The sequence below is a fragment of the Mycolicibacterium boenickei genome (assembly GCF_010731295.1).
GTDB classification, from domain to species: Bacteria; Actinomycetota; Actinomycetes; order Mycobacteriales; family Mycobacteriaceae; genus Mycobacterium; species Mycobacterium boenickei.
The window spans coordinates 6,448,112-6,464,660 of the sequence record NZ_AP022579.1 but is presented as its reverse complement, the minus strand read 5'-3'; the positions used below and the strand labels follow the sequence as shown (position 1 = coordinate 6,464,660).

Sequence of the window (16,549 nt, the reverse complement as noted above, 5' to 3'; positions counted from 1 at the left end):
CATTGGCCCGGGTCGGGCCGGGTGCGTCATGGTGGTCGTCGTGGTGGACGTCGATGCATTCAAGCGGGACGGGTTCGTCAAGGTCGAGCGGGCCGCTCCGGCTGAAATCGCCGATGCGGCCAGGGATCTGCTCTGGGCGCAGATCGGATTGCCCCCTGCCGATCCGGCGTCGTGGACCAGCCCGGTGGTGTGGGCCGCCGATCTCACCGGGGCGGGCCCGTTCGGCCAGGTGGTGAACAGCGCCCCGCTCGCCGATGCACTGGACCAGATCTGCGGAACCGGAGGTTGGCAGCCCCGCGGAGCCCTCGGCAACATCCCGGTCCGGTTTCCCGTCGACCCGCCCGCCGAGGACCGGGGCTGGCACGTCGATGCCAACACCCCGCTGCCAGGAGGTCAATGGGCGGTCAGCGGCCGCCCGCACACCGTTCTGGTGCTGACGCTGCTGTCGGAGGTGGGGCCCGACGACGCGCCGACGCGTATCCGCGTGGGTTCCCACCGCGACGTCGCCGGGGTGCTGGGGCCCGAGCCGATCGACTTCGTCGAGGCCGGCACGCTCGTGGACGAGGCCAGCCGAGACCGTCCGGTGGCTCGTGCCACGGGACGGCCCGGTGACATGTTCGTGGTGCATCCGTTCACGGTCCATGCCGCCGACGTACATCGCGGCAGCGCACCACGTTTCATGTCGCAGGCGCCTGTCGTGCTCGCCGAGGCGCTCAGCCCGCGAGGTCCCGCGGCACTGGCCTGCGTGTGGGACCAGCTAGCGCGGGGTTAGCGCTTCCAGCCCGGGCCGCGCCACCTCGAACGCCGCGGCGATGGCATCGGCCAGGGCGACCGACTCGTCGGCCAGCCAGTGCTCATACGCCGACAGTGCCACGCCCAGCATCAGCCAGCCCGCGGTCTGGGGCATCAGATCGCCGGGTGCCGCGCCGATCCGCTGTGCCACGTAGGCGGCGATGACCTCGCGCCACCCGGCGTACATGGTCATCGAATATGCCTGCAATCCAGCGGTTTCCAGAATCACCCGCATGCGGCGGCGGTGCTGGGCCATCTCCTGGTCGTCGTAGGTGTTGAACGACAGCAGGGCCGTGCGCAGCGCCTCGGCCAGCGGGATCTCTGTGCTCAGGGAGCCGAGCAGCTCGCGCAGGTGTTGCAGGTGGGCGTCGAAGTCACCCCAGGGGATGGCGTTCTTGGAGGCGTAGTACCGGAACAGCGTGCGGCGCGCGATGCCGGCGGCCTTGGCCACGTCGTCGACGCTCACCTCGTCGAAGCCCCGGCTGGCGAACAGGGCCAGGGCGACGTCGGTGATGTGGTCCTGCGTGGTGGACGGGCGCCGGCCGACACGGGGCCCCGATACCTGCCGCATGAAACCCGCCCTTCCATTTGTGCACTCGATGCCATATTCTTGCGACTCAGGTCACAATTGTCGAGACCCACAGTTGCAGGAAAGGTGCGATTCATGGATCAGAACCCGCAGGTTGAAACCGAAACCCAGCTCGTCACCGAGACGCTCGTCGAAGAGGTCTCGATCGACGGTATGTGCGGGGTCTACTGACGGTGTCCGCAGAGGTTGCCGATATGGCTGGGCGCACCGGCGTCGTATTCGACCCTGATGTCAGCTGGCGGTTGCACCACCAGGTGGCGGTGCGGCCCGAGCCGTTCGGCGCCCTGCTGTATCACTTCGGAACCCGCAAGCTGTCGTTTCTGAAGAACCGGACGGTCGTCGAGGTGGTCAACTCTCTGGCCGATCACCCCGACGCCCGGTCCGCGTGCCGCGCGGCCGGTATCGCAGATTCCGACCAAGGTCCCTACCTGCATGCCCTGAGCGTGCTGGTGTCCTCGAAGATGCTCATCCCCGGGAACTCACAATGACTTCTGTTGCCCCTGTGCCGAGGCTCGTCGAACAGTTCGAACACGGACTCGACGCCCCCATCTGCCTGACCTGGGAGCTCACCTACGCCTGCAATCTGGCGTGCGTGCACTGCCTGTCCTCCTCGGGCAAGCGGGATCCGCGCGAGCTCTCCACCGAGCAGTGCAAGGACATCATCGACGAGCTGGAACGCATGCAGGTGTTCTACGTGAACATCGGCGGTGGCGAACCCACTGTGCGCCCGGACTTCTGGGAACTGGTCGACTACGCGACCGAGCATCACGTCGGGGTCAAGTTCTCCACCAACGGTGTGCGTATCACGCCGGAGGTGGCCGCGAAGCTCGCCGCCAGCGACTACGTCGACGTACAGATCTCGCTGGACGGAGCCAACGCCGAGGTCAACGACGCGGTGCGCGGCAAGGGGTCGTTCGACATGGCCGTGCGTGCGCTGGAAAACCTTGCCGCCGCGGGCTTTTCCGATGCCAAGATCTCGGTTGTGGTGACCCGCCACAACGTCGACCAGCTCGACGAGTTCAAGGCGCTGGCCGACCGTTACGGGGCCACGTTGCGGATCACCCGGCTGCGCCCGTCGGGCCGCGGTGCCGACGTCTGGGACGAGCTGCACCCGACCGCGGACCAGCAGCGCCAGCTGTACAACTGGTTGGTTGCCCACGGTGAGCGGGTGCTGACCGGCGACTCGTTCTTCCACCTGTCGGGGCTCGGCGAGCCCGGCGCGCTGGCCGGGCTGAACCTGTGTGGGGCCGGCCGTGTGGTGTGCCTGATCGATCCGGTGGGCGACGTCTACGCCTGCCCGTTCGCCATCCACGACAAGTTCCTGGCCGGAAACATCCTGGAGGATAACGGTTTCCAGAACGTCTGGCAGAACTCCACCTTGTTCCGCGAGCTGCGCGAGCCGCAGTCGGCCGGCGCCTGCAGCGGCTGCGGTCATTACGACGCCTGCCGTGGCGGCTGCATGGCGGCCAAGTTCTTCACCGGTCTGCCGATGGACGGACCGGACCCCGAGTGCGTCGAAGGCTGGGGCGAGCCTGCCCTGGCGGCCGAGCGCGTCAAACCCAAGCCCAGCGGTGACCACTCCCGCGGTACCAAGCAGGGGCCGGTCGCACTCAAGTTGCTGACCAAGCCTCCCGCCCGCGCCTGTAACGAAAGTCCGGTGTAATCCATGGCCCGTGATACCTGGTTCGAGACCGTCGCCATCGCCCAGCAGCGGGCGAAGAAGCGGCTCCCCAAGTCCGCCTACTCGTCGCTGATCTCTGCCAGCGAGAAGGGCGTGACGGTCTCCGACAATGTGGAGTCGTTCGCCGAGCTCGGGTTCGCGCCGCACGTGGTCGGTGCGACCGAGAAGCGTGAGATGGCGACAACCGTGATGGGGCAGGACATCTCGATGCCGGTCATCATCTCGCCGACCGGTGTGCAGGCGGTTGATCCCGACGGTGAGGTGGCCGTGGCCCGCGCGGCGGCGGCACGTGGCACCGCCATGGGGCTGTCTTCCTTCGCGAGCAAGCCAATGGAAGAAGTCACCGCCGTCAACGACAAGATCTTCTTCCAGATCTACTGGCTCGGGTCCCGCGACGAGATCGCCGAGCGGGTGCAGCGCGCCAAGGATGCCGGGGCGGTCGGACTCATCTGTACGACCGACTGGAGCTTCAGCCACGGCCGCGACTGGGGTAGCCCGAAGATCCCGGAGCGAATGGACCTGCGCACGATGCTGCGGATGTCCCCCGAGGTGCTCACCAAGCCCCGGTGGCTGTGGAGCTTCGGCAAGCACCTGCGCCCGCCGGACCTGCGCGTGCCCAACCAGGGCCGGCGCGGTGAGCCGGGGCCGACGTTCTTCGAGGCCTACGGGCAGTGGATGGGGACCCCGCCCCCGACCTGGGAGGACATCGCCTGGCTGCGTGAGCAGTGGGGCGGGCCGTTCCTGCTCAAGGGCATGGTTCGGGTGGACGACGCCAAACGTGCCGTGGATGCGGGTGTTTCGGCCATCACGGTGTCGAACCACGGCGGCAACAACCTGGACGGCACGCCGGCAGCGATCCGCTGCCTGCCCGCCATCGCCGACGCGGTGGGGGACCAGGTCGAGGTTTTGCTGGACGGCGGGATCCGGCGCGGCAGCGACGTCGTCAAGGCGGTGGCGCTCGGTGCCCGGGCCGTGATGATCGGACGCGCTTACCTGTGGGGCCTGGCGGCCAACGGGCAGGCCGGCGTCGAGAACGTGCTGGACATTCTCAGCGGTGGCATCGACTCCGCGCTGCGCGGGTTGGGCAAGTCCTCGATCCACGATCTGACGCCGGACGACATCCTGGTTCCCGAAGGCTTCACCCGGACCCTCGGCGTGCCGCGCACCGACTCCTGACCGCCGGCCCTCGGCGAGTCGTCGGCGTGGCGTGACAGGGGTGGCAGAAGAGACGTACGTGATGCTCATGGCGGGTGTCAGAGAAAGCTAAGGCAAATCAATTGCTGCTTGTGCTCCAACAATTGGCGCACAGTAGGTGAATACGGCCTACGATCGGCACGTGGCTTTCCCCAGCGGGCTCGGGAACTCAACGTCGAGACAGCTACGAAGCGTGTCGCCAATGTTGATCATCCCGGTGGGCTCTACCGAGCAACATGGTCCGCACCTGCCTCTGGACACCGACACGCGTATCGCGACGGCTGTCGCGCGCGAGGTCCTCGAGCAGCTCGACGATGCCTCGGCCGGCGCCTGGATGGTCGCGCCGCCCGTCTCCTACGGCGCCAGCGGCGAGCACGAGGGGTTCCCCGGCACGGTGTCGATCGGCACCGCTGCATTGCAGTCGTTGCTGGTGGAGTACGGACGTTCCGCATCGAGCTGGGCCTCGCGACTCGTCTACGTCAATGGTCACGGTGGGAATGTGGAGGCGCTGGTCGCTGCGGTGGCCCTGTTGCGCCGGGAGGGCCGCGACGTTGGCTGGGTTCCGTGCATCGCCGAGGGCGCGGATGCACACGCGGGGCATACCGAAACATCTGTATTGCTACATATTTCGCCCGGTGATGTCTGGACCGACGACCTGACCGCGGGCAACACCGCCCCGCTGGCCGAGCTGATGCCCGCGATGCGCAGTGGCGGGATCGCTGCAGTCAGCGAAGTCGGGGTGCTCGGTGACCCGACCACCGCGACGGCTGCCGAGGGGGAGCGTATCTTTGCTGAAATGGTCAACGGCTGCGGCGGTCGGATCAGGCGGTGGCAGCCCGACCGGAACGGATTGCTGACATGACCGGACCGAGGCTGCCCGACGGTTTCGCCGTACAGGTGGACCGCCGTGTCAAGGTGCTCGGGGCCGGGGCGGCCCTGCTCGGCGGGTCGCCGACCCGGTTGCTGCGGTTGGCGCCGACGGCGCAGACCATGCTCAACGGCGGCCGCCTGGAGGTGCACGACGCCCAGAGCGCGCAACTCGCCCGGACTTTGCTCGACGCCACGGTCGCCCACCCCCGTCCGCCCAGCGGGCCGTCGCACCGCGACGTGACGGTCGTTATCCCCGTGCGGGACAACGTATCCGGTCTGCATCGGCTGATCGCCGCGTTGCGGGGCCTGCGGGTGATCGTGGTCGACGACGGCTCGGCGGTTCCCGTCGCGCAATCGGAGTTCGCTGGCATGCACTGCGACGTCCAGGTGCTCCGGCACCTCCGCAGCAACGGTCCGGCGGCCGCTCGCAACACCGGCCTGGCCGCGTCGGAGACCGACTTCGTGGCGTTCCTCGACTCCGATGTGGTGCCGCGGCGGGGGTGGCTCGAGGCGTTGCTCGGACACTTCTGCGACCCGGCCGTGGCCCTGGTGGCGCCGCGCATCGTCGGACTGCACACCGCCGACAACGTGGTGGCCCGGTACGAGGCGGTCCGGTCGTCGTTGGACCTCGGGGTCCGTGAGGCGCCGGTGGTGCCCTACGGCCCGGTGTCATACGTGCCCAGCGCGGCCATCATCTGCCGACGCTCGGCGCTGTCCGCGGTGGGTGGTTTCGACGAGACCATGCAGTCCGGTGAAGACGTCGACCTGTGCTGGCGCCTGGTCGAGTCCGGGGCCCGGCTGCGGTACGAGCCGATCGCGCTGGTGGCACATGACCACCGGACGGATCTGCGAGAGTGGTTCAACCGCAAGGCTTTCTACGGCACATCGGCAGCACCGTTGAGCGTCCGGCACCCGGGTAAGACCGCCCCGGTGGTGATCTCGGGCTGGACGTTGATGGTCTGGCTGTTCCTGGCCATGGGGTCCTACGTCGGGTATCTGGGCTCCGTGGTGATCGCGATCTTGACGGGCCGGCGCATCGCCCGCTCCCTCAGTACCGTCGACACCGAACCCACCGAGGTCGCGGCGGTCACGGCACGCGGGCTGTGGTCGGCGGCACTGCAGCTGTGTTCGGCGATCTGCAGGCACTACTGGCCCGTGGCCCTGATCGCCGCCCTGCTGTTCCGGCGGGCCAGACACGCGGTCCTGGTGGCCGCGGTGCTCGACGGCGTGGTCGACTGGGCGAGCCGGCGCGGCAACGTCGACGACGACACCAAACCGGTCGGCCTGCTGGCCCACATCCTGCTCAAGCGCCTGGACGATCTGGCCTACGGCATCGGCTTGTGGACCGGGGTGGTGCGCGAACGTCAGCTGGGTGCCCTCAAGCCGCAGCTGCGGAGCTAAAACCCAATTGACAGATGTACTGATCGTCGGCGCCGGAAGCGCGGGTTCAATTCTGGCTGAACGGCTTTCCAGTGATCCGCGCTGTCATGTCACCGTCGTCGAGGCCGGTCCGGCGCCCAGTGATCCGCGGGTGGCGGCCCAGATCACCGACGGCCTGCGGCTGCCGATCGGGGCGGCCAGCTCGGTGGTCCGCCACTTCCCATCGGTGCTGACGGAGAACCCGCCGCGGCACACCGAGATCATCCGAGGGTCGGTCGTCGGCGGTTCGGGGGCGGTCAACGGCGGCTACTTCTGTCGGGGGCTGCCCACAGACTTCGACACCTGGGCGGTGCCCGGCTGGGGCTGGAGCGATGTGCTGCCGCACTTCCGGGCCATCGAGACCGATCTGGATTTCGATACTGCGCTGCACGGGGACAGCGGTCCGATCACGGTTCGGCGGGTTAATGAATTCGACGGCTGCACAGCATCATTCGTCGAAGCGTCCACCAGATCCGGGTTCGGGTGGGTCGACGACCTGAACGGCTCGGACGCCGGTGCGGTGCTGCCGGCCGGGGTTGGGGCGGTTCCGTTGAACATCAACGGCGGCACCAGAGTCGGGCCCGGCGGTGCCTATCTGATACCGGCCCTGGAGCGGCCCAATCTCGAATTGCGCACCGACACCAGGGTTCATCGGGTGCTGTTCCGGGCGAACCGGGCTGTCGGGGTGCGGTGCGATGACGGTTCGATACTGCACGCTGATCGAATTGTGCTGTGTTCCGGTGCAATCGGATCGGCGCATCTGCTGCTGCTGTCCGGTGTGGGGCCGCCTTCGGATCTCGAGACGCACGGCGTCGAGGTGGTGGCGGGGTTGCCGGTCGGCATGCACACGGTGGACCATCCGGAATGGGTGATTCCGGTGTCCTGGTTGCCCACCCATGACCTGCCGCCGCTGGAGGCCGTGCTCACCACCGCCGACGGGATCGAGATCCGCCCGTACACGGCTGGTTTCGCGGCCATGGTGCACGGTCCCGGGCATGATCCCGCCGAGCTTCCACACCTGGGTGTGGCCCTGATGCGGCCGCACTCGCGCGGGCGGGTCCGGTTGGCTTCTGCGGACCCGGCGGCGGCACCGGTCATCGAGCACCGTTATGACACGGTCGCCGAGGATGTCGACGCGCTGCGCCGGGGTGCCGAGCTGGCCCGCGAATTAGTCAGTCACACAGCGCAAGTCGGTGAGCCGTCGTGGTCGACATCGCAGCATCTGGCCGGCACCGCGCCGATGGGGACCGGGCCCGACGCGGTACTCGACCCGACCTGCCGGGTGCTGGGAGTCGAGGGTCTGTGGGTCGTGGACGGGGCGATCATGCCCGCCATTACCAGCCGCGGCCCGCACGCGACCATTGCCATGATCGGTCACCGGGCTGCTGAGTTCCTCGCGACCTGATCCGGCGGACGACGCGCAGTTGTTCCCCGTCGCGGCCCGGTGCCCAGATGCCCACGAACGCCGCCGCCACTGCCAGCACGACCGCCATCACGAGCACGGCGGAGTTCGTCGCATCGAGGAATGCCTGCTTGGCCAGGTCCGCAACGGCGGTGCCCTGCGGGCCGAGCCGGGGTGCCACCGCAAGCGCTTCGGCCAGCGAGCTCAGGAGCGGCTCACGCACTTCGGCCGGTAGCCCGGTCAGCTTGGGCCCCAGGTGATTCTGGTAGTTGGCGGCCAGGATCGATCCGGCCACGGCGATGCCGAGCGCGGCGCCGACTTCCCGGGTGGTGTCGTTGACCGCGGATGCGACGCCCTGGTTCTCGTCGGGGACCGCCCCCATGATGGCCGATGTCGTCGGGGCGGTGCACATGCCGATACCGGTGCTGATGATCATCAGCGGCCAGGCGTAATCGAGGTAGCCGGAATCGAGTTCGAGCAGTCTCATGCACATCAGGCCGGCCGCGATCAGCAGCAGGCCGGCGGACACGCAGACCCGCAGCCCGAGTCGGGGTAGGTACCAGTGGGTGGTGGCGCTGAGGGCGAGTACCGGAAGCATCAAGGGGCACAGGGCAATCGCGGTCTGGATCGGGCTGTATCCCATGACGAGCTGGATGTATTGCATGCTGACGAAGAAGTAGCCGAAGTTCGCGAAGAACAGGAACGTGATGCCCACCGCCCCGGTGGCGAAGTCGGGTTGTCTGAACAGCCGGATGTCCAGCAGAGGGTGCGGGCGTTTGAGTTCGACCACGGCGAACGCGGCGGCCAGGGCGATGCCGCCGCCCATGCACCCCCAGACCAGCGGGTGCATCCAGCCGCGCACCGGGGCCTCGACCACCCCGAGTACGAAGACCGCGACTGCGCTGCCGATCAGGACGGCGCCGATCCAGTCCAGCGACGCGGCGTCTTCGTCTCGTGACGACGGCACGGTGCAGGTCAGGATGAACAACCCCGTTCCGGCGAGCGCGAAGGTGGCGAAGATCGATTGCCAACCCCAGAAGTGCAACAGGCCACCGGTGATCAGGAAGCCGAAAACGGCCCCTGATCCGACGACGCCTGCCCAGATCCCGATCGCCTTGTTGCGCTCCGACTTCGGGAAAGCAGCGGTCAGCAGGGACAGTGTGGCCGGCATGATGAAGGCCGCGCCGGCCCCGGCCACCGCGCGCGCCGCGATGAGTTGGGCAGGGTCGTCGAACACCATCGGTGCCGCCGAGGCCAGGATGAACACCGCGAGGCCGGCCAACAGCGCGCCCCGCCTGCCGTAGCGGTCGCCGATGGCTCCGGCCGGCAGCAGCAGGCAGGCCAGCACCAGGGTGTATCCGTCGATCACCCACGTCAGTTGGGCTTGCGTGGCGGTGGTCTGGCGGGCGATGTCCGGCAGCGCGGCATTCAGCGCGACCATCGATGCGACGACGATCGAGACATCCATGCAGGCCACCGCGAGCAGCCAGTACCGCTGCCTGATCGACAGATAGGCCATGGCCGGGTCGATATCCTGGCTGGACTCGACGAGGGTGTGCGACATGTCGTGCTCCTTCGTCGATGAAGTTTCGAGACTAACAGTCTCGGAGCGAGACGGTAAGTCTGTTTTTATGGAGGTGTGCGGCGAATGACTGCCGAGAGCGGTGACCCGCGTCCGGCCCGGTCCCGGGCCCGACTGCTGGAGGCGGCGACGGCGCTGTTGCGCTCAGGCGGGCCCAGTGCGGTCACCGTCGATGCGGTCACCAGGGCCGCCAACGTGGCCAGGGCGACGTTGTACCGGCACTTTCCGAGCGGAAATGACTTGCTGGCAGCGGCATTTCGGGCGCTGATCCCGGCAGCGCCGATGCCGCAGGCCGAGGGTTCGTTGCGAGACCGGCTGATCGCGCTGGTGCAGGCGCAGGCCGACTCGATCGCGGAGGCGCCGATCAGTATCACCGCGATGTCATGGTTGGCGCTGGGCGGTGACATGGAGCAACTGCCCTGGCGGACGGGTGACAGCGCCGAGGTACGGACTCTGCGCGAGCGGGTGGCCGAGCACTACGCCGCACCGTTCGAGGCGATCTTCGACAGCCCCGAAGCCGTGGCCGAGCTCGGTGAGGTGGATCGCACGCAGGCGGCCGCGCTGCTGCTCGGCCCGATCGTGCTGGGCAAGCTCAGCACGCTGTCGGAATTCGACTACAGCAGCTGCGTGCGCGCCGCGGTGGACGGATTTCTGGCCACCCACCGACTGCCCGAGCGGCCTCAGCGCAGCGAGTAACGAACCGGCAGGTGCTTGAGCCCGCCGACGAATGTGGTGGCGGAAAGCTCTGGCGTCCCGGCCAATTCGATCGAGTCCAGCCGGCCCGTCAGCTCGGTGAACAAGCTGTTCATCTCCATCCGGGCCAGCGCTGCACCCAGGCAGAAGTGCACGCCGTAGCCGAATGCCAAGTGCTTGTTCGGATCCCGCGCGACGTCGAACCGGTGTGGGTCGTCGAAAACATCCTCATCGCGGTTGCCGGAAACGTAGGCCAGGTAGACGGAGTCGCCCTTGGCGATGGGTGTGCCGCGCACGACGGTGTCGGCCGTGGCGGTCCGCATGAACTCCTTGACCGGCGTGGACCAGCGGATCATTTCTTCGACCGCGGTGCCCATCAGCTCGGGCTGCGCCTTCAATTTGGCCAGCTGGTCCGGATTCTCGATGAGGGCGTGCAGGCCGCCCGAGATCGCGTCCTTGGTGGTGTCGTGTCCCGCGCTGGCGACGATGACGTAGTACGAGGCGGTGTCGACATCCGACAGCGGTTCCCCGTCGATGGTGCCGTTGGCGATGGCCGACGCCAGGTCCTCGGTCGGGTTGGCGCGGCGCGATGCGGTCAGCGCCGAGAAGTACGCGAAGAAGTCCATCAACACCGCGAGGCCGTCCTCCAGGGACTTGCCCCGCTGGTACTCCTCGTCGTCGCCGCCGAACATCTCCTGGGTGAGCATGTGCATGCGGGCGAAGTCTTCCTCGGGCAGTCCGAGCAGCGACATGATCACGTAGAGCGGGAAGTCGACGGCGATCGCGGTGACGAAGTCGCACTCGGGTCCGATGTCGCGCATCTTGTCGACGTAGCGCTTGGCGAGCTCGTCGACACGGACCTTGAGGTCACGCATTGCCTTGGGGCGGAACCAATCTGCGCCGATGGTCCGGACCTTGCGGTGGTGCGGGTCGTCCATGTGGATCAGCGTGCGCAGGCCCATGCCGGCCTCGAGTTGCTGCTTGGCCATGTCATCGGCCGCGGCGGTGGCCAGCAATGGCCGCGGCTCGCTGATGAACAGTTCGTTGTCCCGCTCGACGGCCATGATGTCGGCGTGTTTGGTGATCGCCCAGAAAGGCCGGTAGGGGGCGTTGTCCACCCAGGCCACCGGATTGTTCGCGCGCAAATGGGTCAGTGCGGTGTGCAGGCGTACGTCGTCGGCATAGGCCGTCGGGTCGGCGAGCACCTTCGCGGCGTCATCCATCGTCGGCGCGCTCATACAGACTCCTCCCGGACGGGTTCTTGACGGGTGTCAATTTCCACCATATGTGATCGGCGCCACGTGAGGGAGGGGAATTTCGGAGATCCGGCCCGTACGCTCACAGCCATGCGATCGGGGCGGGGCGCCATCGCGTTGCTGGCAGTGCTGGCGATGCTGGTTGCAGGCTGTGTGCGTGGTGGCGGGCAGGCGCTGGCGCCGCCGCATCCCCTTGGGCCCACCGAGGGACACGTACAGGGCCCGGACCCGGCGCTCGTTCGCACCGCTGCCGGAACCCTGCGCGGCACAGTGGCATCCGACCACCGTTTGTTCGCCGGCATCCCCTACGGCGCCGCGCCGGTGGGGCCGTTGCGGTTCGCCGCGCCGGTTGCCGCTCCGGGCTGGCCGGGGGAGCGTGACGCCACCCGGCCCGGGCCCCGCTGCATCCAGGATCCCGATTCGGACCCCGAACGCGGAGCCAACACAGCGGAGGACTGCCTGAACCTGAACGTCTGGACGCCGCCGGTCTCGGGGGAGAAGCGACCCGTGATGGTGTGGATCCACGGCGGCGCGTTCGCGGGCGGCAGCAGCGGCATCTACGACGCGGGGCGGCTGGCAGCGGGCGGCGACATCGTCGTGGTCACGATAAATTACCGGCTCGGCACTCTGGGGTTCCTTGCCCACCCGGCACTGGGGATTGACGGCAACGTCGGCAACTATGGCCTGGCCGACCAGCAGGCCGCCCTTCGGTGGGTGCGGGACAACATCGCAGACTTCGGCGGCGATCCGGAAAAGGTCACTGTCGCCGGGGAATCCGCGGGCGGTATGTCGGTGTGCGACCATCTGGTGTCGCCCGGATCGGCGGGGTTGTTCCACGCCGCGATCCTGATGAGCGCGCCATGCCAGGCCCAGGCGGACCTTGCTGCCGCGGCCGGCCGCTCGCTCGAGTACGCGGCATCCGCCGGTTGTCCCGACCCCGCGACCGCGGCCATCTGCCTTCGGGCGCTGCCGGTGGATGGGCTGCGGAAACCGGTGTGGTACTTCAATATCGGCAGTGATGAGCTGACGGGCCCGGTCACCGGATCGGCCGCGATTCCGCAGGCGCCGCTGGCGGCCTTCGGCGCAGGCCGGGCCGAACCGGTGCCGATCCTGATCGGCACCACCCGCGACGAGTTCACGCTCTTCGTGGCGTTGCGCTATCTGCGGCTCGGGCAGCGTTACGTCGCGGCCGACTACCCGCGGCTGCTGGCCGAGACGTTCGGTGCCGATGCCGCAGCGGTGGCAGCGCACTATCCGATCGATCGGTACGGCGGTGTGGCGCAGGCGTATTCGGCGGCCGTCACCGACGGTGCCTTCGCCTGTGTGTCGGACCGGATCGCCGGTGAGCTGTCCGGCACCGGTCCCGTGTACGCCTACGAGTTCAATGACCGCGCCGCGCCCGCACCCGAGGTCATGCGGACCCTGCCCTTCCCGGTCGGGGCCAGTCACTCACTGGAGCTTCGCTACCTGTTCGATGTCGGCGGAGCGCCGCCGTTGAGCCCGGCGCAGCAACAGCTCTCGGACCAGATGATCGGCTACTGGAGCGCTTTCGTGCGCACCGGTGATCCCGCCGTCGAGGGTCAGCCCGGCTGGCCCGAGTTCGACGGCGCGGGGACGCCCGCCCGAATGTCGTTGCAGGCCGACGGCAGTCGCGTCGACAATGACTACGCGCATGTTCATCAATGCCCGTTCTGGGCGGGGCTGAAGGAGAAGTGACCTCGATGGCAACACCGGATCCGCAGGCCTTCGCTCGAGAGTGGGTGGCTGCGTGGAACGCGCACGACGTGGATGCGGTGCTGGCGCATTTCCACGACGACGTGGTGTTCAGTTCCCCGGTCGCCGCGCGCGTGCTGCCCGAGACCGGGGGCGTGGTGCGCGGTAAGGACGCGTTGCGGCACTACTGGACGACGGCATTGGCCGGCATGCCGGACCTGCATTTCGAGGTGCTCGGCACCTACTGCGGCGAGTCGGCCCTGGTGATCCACTACCGCAATCAGCGAGGTGGGTTGGTCAACGAGGTGCTGTTGTTCGACGGTGCCCTGGTGCGCGAAGGTCACGGCACCTATCTGGACTGAGGGTTCCTGGTTTGCGGGTCGAGCGTGCGCTCAGATCGTGGTTTCGGCGGAACTCGCGATCTGAGCGCACGCTCGGTTGCCTAGGCCGGCGTCACCCACGTGGTGATGTCGGCGTGCACCACTTCGACGCCGTTGCGGTCGGTGATGCTGACGGGAACCACTACGTCGGTGCCCTCGGTGATCGTGGCGAAATCCGGCGGTGCCAGCTCTGCGGTGGCCCGCAGTGAAGTAGTGGCCTTGGCGAGGTACTGCACGTTCATCGCCTTGGGAATCCAGCGGTGCGTCGTCGGCACGGTGGCCTCCATCAACATGCCCATCGCCATCTCGGCGGCATTGCACGACGCGATGGCGTGCACGGTGTGCAGGTGGTTGTAGACGTAGAACCACTTGGGCACGGTCACCTCGGCCAGGCCCGGCTCCATGCGGACCACGTGGGGGAGGATCGACGCGAAATAGGGCACCCGGGCCATGGCCGCCGCAGAGAATGCCCAGCTTCCCCCGGGTAGCGGCGACAACTTCTTCCATGCTTTGTAGGTGGCGCTGGGCTGTGTCATGCCCAAACCTTACTCAAAAGTAAGTTCCGTGCCCGCATGTGAAGTGCTGCGGCGGTCCGAAGCGGGATTTTCCGCCATGGCGCTTCACGCGGGGCGCACGTCTGGCCGGTCGCGCCGATGTCGGGAAACGGTGGGAAATCCGTGAGTTGGATCCTCATTGCTCCCGGCCGTGTCGACGGGTTCCGACCTGCTCGATCGCGGATTTGGAGGACGCCCCGATCTAAGGCATACTGTTCGGGTTGCCTTGAGCCGGGTATTCCTGGCCGGGCATACGACCGGCGCCCCCACGGGCGCATCCGGTTCCAACATTAGATCGCGGCTGATTTTCAGGGCGAGAAAATGTGCGCGAGGGCGACACGCCCGACCGCGGGGGCCGGTGGACCACAGACAGGTAAACAGCGGCGGCAATACTCGGCGCATCCGCGCGGGGGTACCAGGCCCGACGGGTTTTGGTGGGTTATCTCACCGGGGCTCCGATACGGCCGGCCGATGAACGAAGTAGAGGTAGGAGAAGCGTGGCGGGACAGAAGATCCGCATCAGGCTCAAGGCCTACGACCATGAGGCCATTGATGCCTCGGCGCGCAAGATCGTCGAGACGGTCACCCGTACCGGTGCCAGTGTGGTGGGCCCCGTGCCGCTGCCGACCGAGAAGAACGTGTATTGCGTCATTCGGTCGCCGCACAAGTACAAGGACTCGCGGGAGCATTTCGAAATGCGCACCCACAAGCGACTGATCGACATCCTCGACCCGACGCCGAAGACGGTTGACGCGCTCATGCGCATCGATCTGCCGGCCAGTGTCGACGTCAACATCCAGTAGGAGACCCGAGAAAAATGGCTAGAAAAGGCATTTTGGGCACCAAGCTGGGCATGACGCAGGTGTTCGATGAGAACAACAAAGTCGTCCCGGTGACGGTCGTCAAGGCCGGCCCCAACGTGGTGACCCTTATCCGTACCCCCGAGCGCGACGGCTACAGCGCCGTGCAGCTCGCCTATGGCGAGATCAGCCCGCGCAAGGTCAACAAGCCCGTCACCGGTCAGTACGCCGCCGCGGGTGTCAACCCGCGCCGCCACCTGGCCGAGCTGCGGGTCGACGAGGCTGCTGCCGCCGAGTACGAGGTGGGCCAGGAGCTGACCGCCGAGATCTTCGCCGACGGTGCTTACGTCGACGTGACCGGCACCAGCAAGGGCAAGGGCTTCGCCGGCACCATGAAGCGTCACGGCTTCGCCGGCCAGGGCGCTGCCCACGGTGCCCAGGCGGTGCACCGTCGTCCCGGCTCCATCGGTGGCTGCGCCACCCCGGGCCGCGTGTTCAAGGGCACCCGGATGTCGGGCCGCATGGGCCACGACCGGGTGACCACGCAGAACCTCAAGGTTCACAAGGTCGATGCCGAGAACGGCGTGCTGTTGATCAAGGGCGCCATCCCCGGACGCAACGGTGGTCTGGTGGTTGTCCGCAGCGCAATCAAGCGAGGCGAGAAGTAATGACTTTGAAGATTGACGTTAAGACGCCGGCAGGCAAGAAGGACGGCTCCATCGAGCTGCCCGCCGCGCTGTTCGACGTCGAGCCCAACATCGCTCTGATGCACCAGGTCGTCAACGCTCAGTTGGCCGCCAAGCGCCAGGGCACCCACTCGACGAAGACCCGCGGTGAGGTCTCCGGTGGCGGCAAGAAGCCGTACCGGCAGAAGGGCACCGGCCGGGCACGTCAGGGTTCGACCCGCGCACCGCAGTTCACCGGTGGTGGCATCGTCCACGGCCCGCAGCCGCGCGACTACAGCCAGCGGACCCCGAAGAAGATGATCGCCGCCGCCCTGCGCGGTGCGCTCTCTGACCGGGCCCGCAACGAGCGGATCCACGCGATCACCGAGCTGATCGAGGGTCAGACCCCGTCGACCAAGAGCGCCAAGGCGTTCCTGGGCAGCCTGACCGAGAACAAGAAGGTTCTCGTCGTCATCGGCCGCACCGACGAGGTCGGCGCCAAGAGCGTCCGCAACCTGCCTGGTGTGCACGTGATCTCGCCGGATCAGCTGAACACCTACGACGTGCTCAACGCTGATGACGTGGTGTTCTCGGTCGAGGCCCTGAACGCCTACATCTCGGCGAATACCAAAGAGGAGGTGTCGGCCTGATGGCTACCGTGACCGACCCCCGCGACATCATCCTGGCCCCGGTCATCTCGGAGAAGTCGTACGGGCTGATCGAGGACAACGTGTACACGTTCATCGTGCACCCGGACTCGAACAAGACGCAGATCAAGATCGCGATCGAGAAGATCTTCGACGTCAAGGTGAGCTCGGTGAACACCGCCAACCGGCAGGGCAAGCGCAAGCGCACCCGCTCGGGCTTCGGCAAGCGCAAGGACACCAAGCGCGCCATCGTGACCCTGGCCGCCGGCAGCAAGCCGATCGAACTGTTCGGAGCCCCGGCGTAATCGCCGG

Annotated in this window: 19 protein-coding genes; 15 read left to right on the top strand and 4 right to left on the bottom strand. The window is 67.5% G+C overall.

Annotated elements, in window-relative coordinates:
- Positions 1-40: 40 nt before the first annotated feature.
- Positions 41-772: a phytanoyl-CoA dioxygenase family protein gene (locus tag G6N57_RS31000; protein WP_234815548.1), complete on the top strand. Its 732-nt coding sequence runs from the start codon at positions 41-43 to the stop codon at positions 770-772.
- On the opposite strand, the gene mftR is transcribed toward G6N57_RS31000, so the two are convergent.
- On the bottom strand, positions 758-1,363 hold the full coding sequence (gene mftR / locus G6N57_RS30995) for a mycofactocin system transcriptional regulator MftR (RefSeq protein ID WP_077742225.1): 606 nt from the start codon (positions 1,361-1,363) through the stop codon (positions 758-760). The genes G6N57_RS31000 and mftR overlap by 15 nt on opposite strands.
- A gap of 93 nt (positions 1,364-1,456) precedes the next feature.
- On the opposite strand from mftR, the gene mftA reads away from it, so the two are divergent.
- From mftA to mftG, 7 genes are all read left to right on the top strand, one after another.
- Positions 1,457-1,552: a mycofactocin precursor MftA gene (gene mftA / locus G6N57_RS30990; RefSeq protein ID WP_019344466.1), complete on the top strand. Its 96-nt coding sequence runs from the start codon at positions 1,457-1,459 to the stop codon at positions 1,550-1,552.
- A gap of 23 nt (positions 1,553-1,575) precedes the next feature.
- Positions 1,576-1,869 (top strand): mycofactocin biosynthesis chaperone MftB, encoded by a 294-nt coding sequence (gene mftB / locus G6N57_RS30985; protein WP_019344465.1) that lies wholly within the window; start codon positions 1,576-1,578, stop codon positions 1,867-1,869.
- Positions 1,866-3,044: a mycofactocin radical SAM maturase gene (mftC, locus tag G6N57_RS30980; RefSeq protein WP_077742224.1), complete on the top strand. Its 1,179-nt coding sequence runs from the start codon at positions 1,866-1,868 to the stop codon at positions 3,042-3,044. Before mftB ends, mftC begins: the two co-directional genes overlap by 4 nt.
- A gap of 3 nt (positions 3,045-3,047) precedes the next feature.
- Positions 3,048-4,238 carry a pre-mycofactocin synthase MftD gene (mftD, locus tag G6N57_RS30975; protein WP_077742222.1) on the top strand — a complete coding sequence of 397 codons (1,191 nt, stop codon included), beginning with the start codon at positions 3,048-3,050 and terminating at the stop codon, positions 4,236-4,238.
- 136 nt (positions 4,239-4,374) lie between these two features.
- The gene (gene mftE, locus G6N57_RS30970; RefSeq protein ID WP_077742220.1) at positions 4,375-5,118 is read left to right on the top strand and encodes a mycofactocin biosynthesis peptidyl-dipeptidase MftE; all 744 of its coding nucleotides are present in this window, start codon (positions 4,375-4,377) and stop codon (positions 5,116-5,118) included.
- Positions 5,115-6,527: a mycofactocin biosynthesis glycosyltransferase MftF gene (mftF, locus tag G6N57_RS30965; RefSeq protein ID WP_077742219.1), complete on the top strand. Its 1,413-nt coding sequence runs from the start codon at positions 5,115-5,117 to the stop codon at positions 6,525-6,527. Before mftE ends, mftF begins: the two co-directional genes overlap by 4 nt.
- Positions 6,528-6,534: 7 nt before the next feature.
- On the top strand, positions 6,535-7,950 hold the full coding sequence (gene mftG / locus G6N57_RS30960; RefSeq protein ID WP_077742218.1) for a mycofactocin dehydrogenase MftG: 1,416 nt from the start codon (positions 6,535-6,537) through the stop codon (positions 7,948-7,950).
- Here mftG and G6N57_RS30955 read toward each other — a convergent pair.
- Positions 7,880-9,511, bottom strand: a complete 1,632-nt coding sequence (locus tag G6N57_RS30955) for an MFS transporter (RefSeq protein WP_077742216.1) — start codon at positions 9,509-9,511, stop codon at positions 7,880-7,882. The genes mftG and G6N57_RS30955 overlap by 71 nt on opposite strands.
- 84 nt (positions 9,512-9,595) lie before the next feature.
- Between G6N57_RS30955 and G6N57_RS30950 the strand changes: the two genes are divergently transcribed.
- Complete coding sequence (locus tag G6N57_RS30950) at positions 9,596-10,225, top strand: TetR/AcrR family transcriptional regulator (RefSeq protein WP_077742214.1); 630 nt, start codon at positions 9,596-9,598, stop codon at positions 10,223-10,225.
- On the opposite strand, the gene G6N57_RS30945 is transcribed toward G6N57_RS30950, so the two are convergent.
- Positions 10,210-11,460: a cytochrome P450 gene (locus G6N57_RS30945; protein WP_077742212.1), complete on the bottom strand. Its 1,251-nt coding sequence runs from the start codon at positions 11,458-11,460 to the stop codon at positions 10,210-10,212. The two genes, G6N57_RS30950 and G6N57_RS30945, sit on opposite strands and share 16 nt — an antisense overlap.
- 108 nt (positions 11,461-11,568) lie before the next feature.
- Here G6N57_RS30945 and G6N57_RS30940 point away from each other — a divergent pair, with 108 nt between their 5' ends.
- On the top strand, positions 11,569-13,194 hold the full coding sequence (locus G6N57_RS30940) for a carboxylesterase/lipase family protein (RefSeq protein WP_077742210.1): 1,626 nt from the start codon (positions 11,569-11,571) through the stop codon (positions 13,192-13,194).
- Positions 13,195-13,199: 5 nt separating this feature from the next.
- A complete protein-coding gene (locus G6N57_RS30935; protein WP_077742635.1) occupies positions 13,200-13,553 on the top strand; it encodes a nuclear transport factor 2 family protein in 354 nt (117 codons plus the stop codon).
- 80 nt (positions 13,554-13,633) lie between these two features.
- On the opposite strand, the gene G6N57_RS30930 is transcribed toward G6N57_RS30935, so the two are convergent.
- A complete protein-coding gene (locus G6N57_RS30930; protein WP_077742208.1) occupies positions 13,634-14,107 on the bottom strand; it encodes a hotdog fold domain-containing protein in 474 nt (157 codons plus the stop codon).
- A gap of 515 nt (positions 14,108-14,622) precedes the next feature.
- Between G6N57_RS30930 and rpsJ the strand changes: the two genes are divergently transcribed.
- From rpsJ to rplW, 4 genes are read left to right on the top strand one after another with little or no spacing between them, the layout of a single operon-like run.
- Positions 14,623-14,928 carry a 30S ribosomal protein S10 gene (gene rpsJ / locus G6N57_RS30925; protein ID WP_003883485.1) on the top strand — a complete coding sequence of 102 codons (306 nt, stop codon included), beginning with the start codon at positions 14,623-14,625 and terminating at the stop codon, positions 14,926-14,928.
- Between the two features lie 14 nt (positions 14,929-14,942).
- Positions 14,943-15,593, top strand: coding sequence for a 50S ribosomal protein L3 (gene rplC, locus G6N57_RS30920; protein WP_036441262.1), 651 nt, complete (start codon positions 14,943-14,945; stop codon positions 15,591-15,593).
- Positions 15,593-16,240 (top strand): 50S ribosomal protein L4, encoded by a 648-nt coding sequence (rplD, locus tag G6N57_RS30915; protein ID WP_065461616.1) that lies wholly within the window; start codon positions 15,593-15,595, stop codon positions 16,238-16,240. Before rplC ends, rplD begins: the two co-directional genes overlap by 1 nt.
- Positions 16,240-16,542, top strand: coding sequence for a 50S ribosomal protein L23 (rplW, locus tag G6N57_RS30910; RefSeq protein ID WP_077742206.1), 303 nt, complete (start codon positions 16,240-16,242; stop codon positions 16,540-16,542). Before rplD ends, rplW begins: the two co-directional genes overlap by 1 nt.
- The last annotated feature ends 7 nt before the right edge of the window (positions 16,543-16,549 follow it).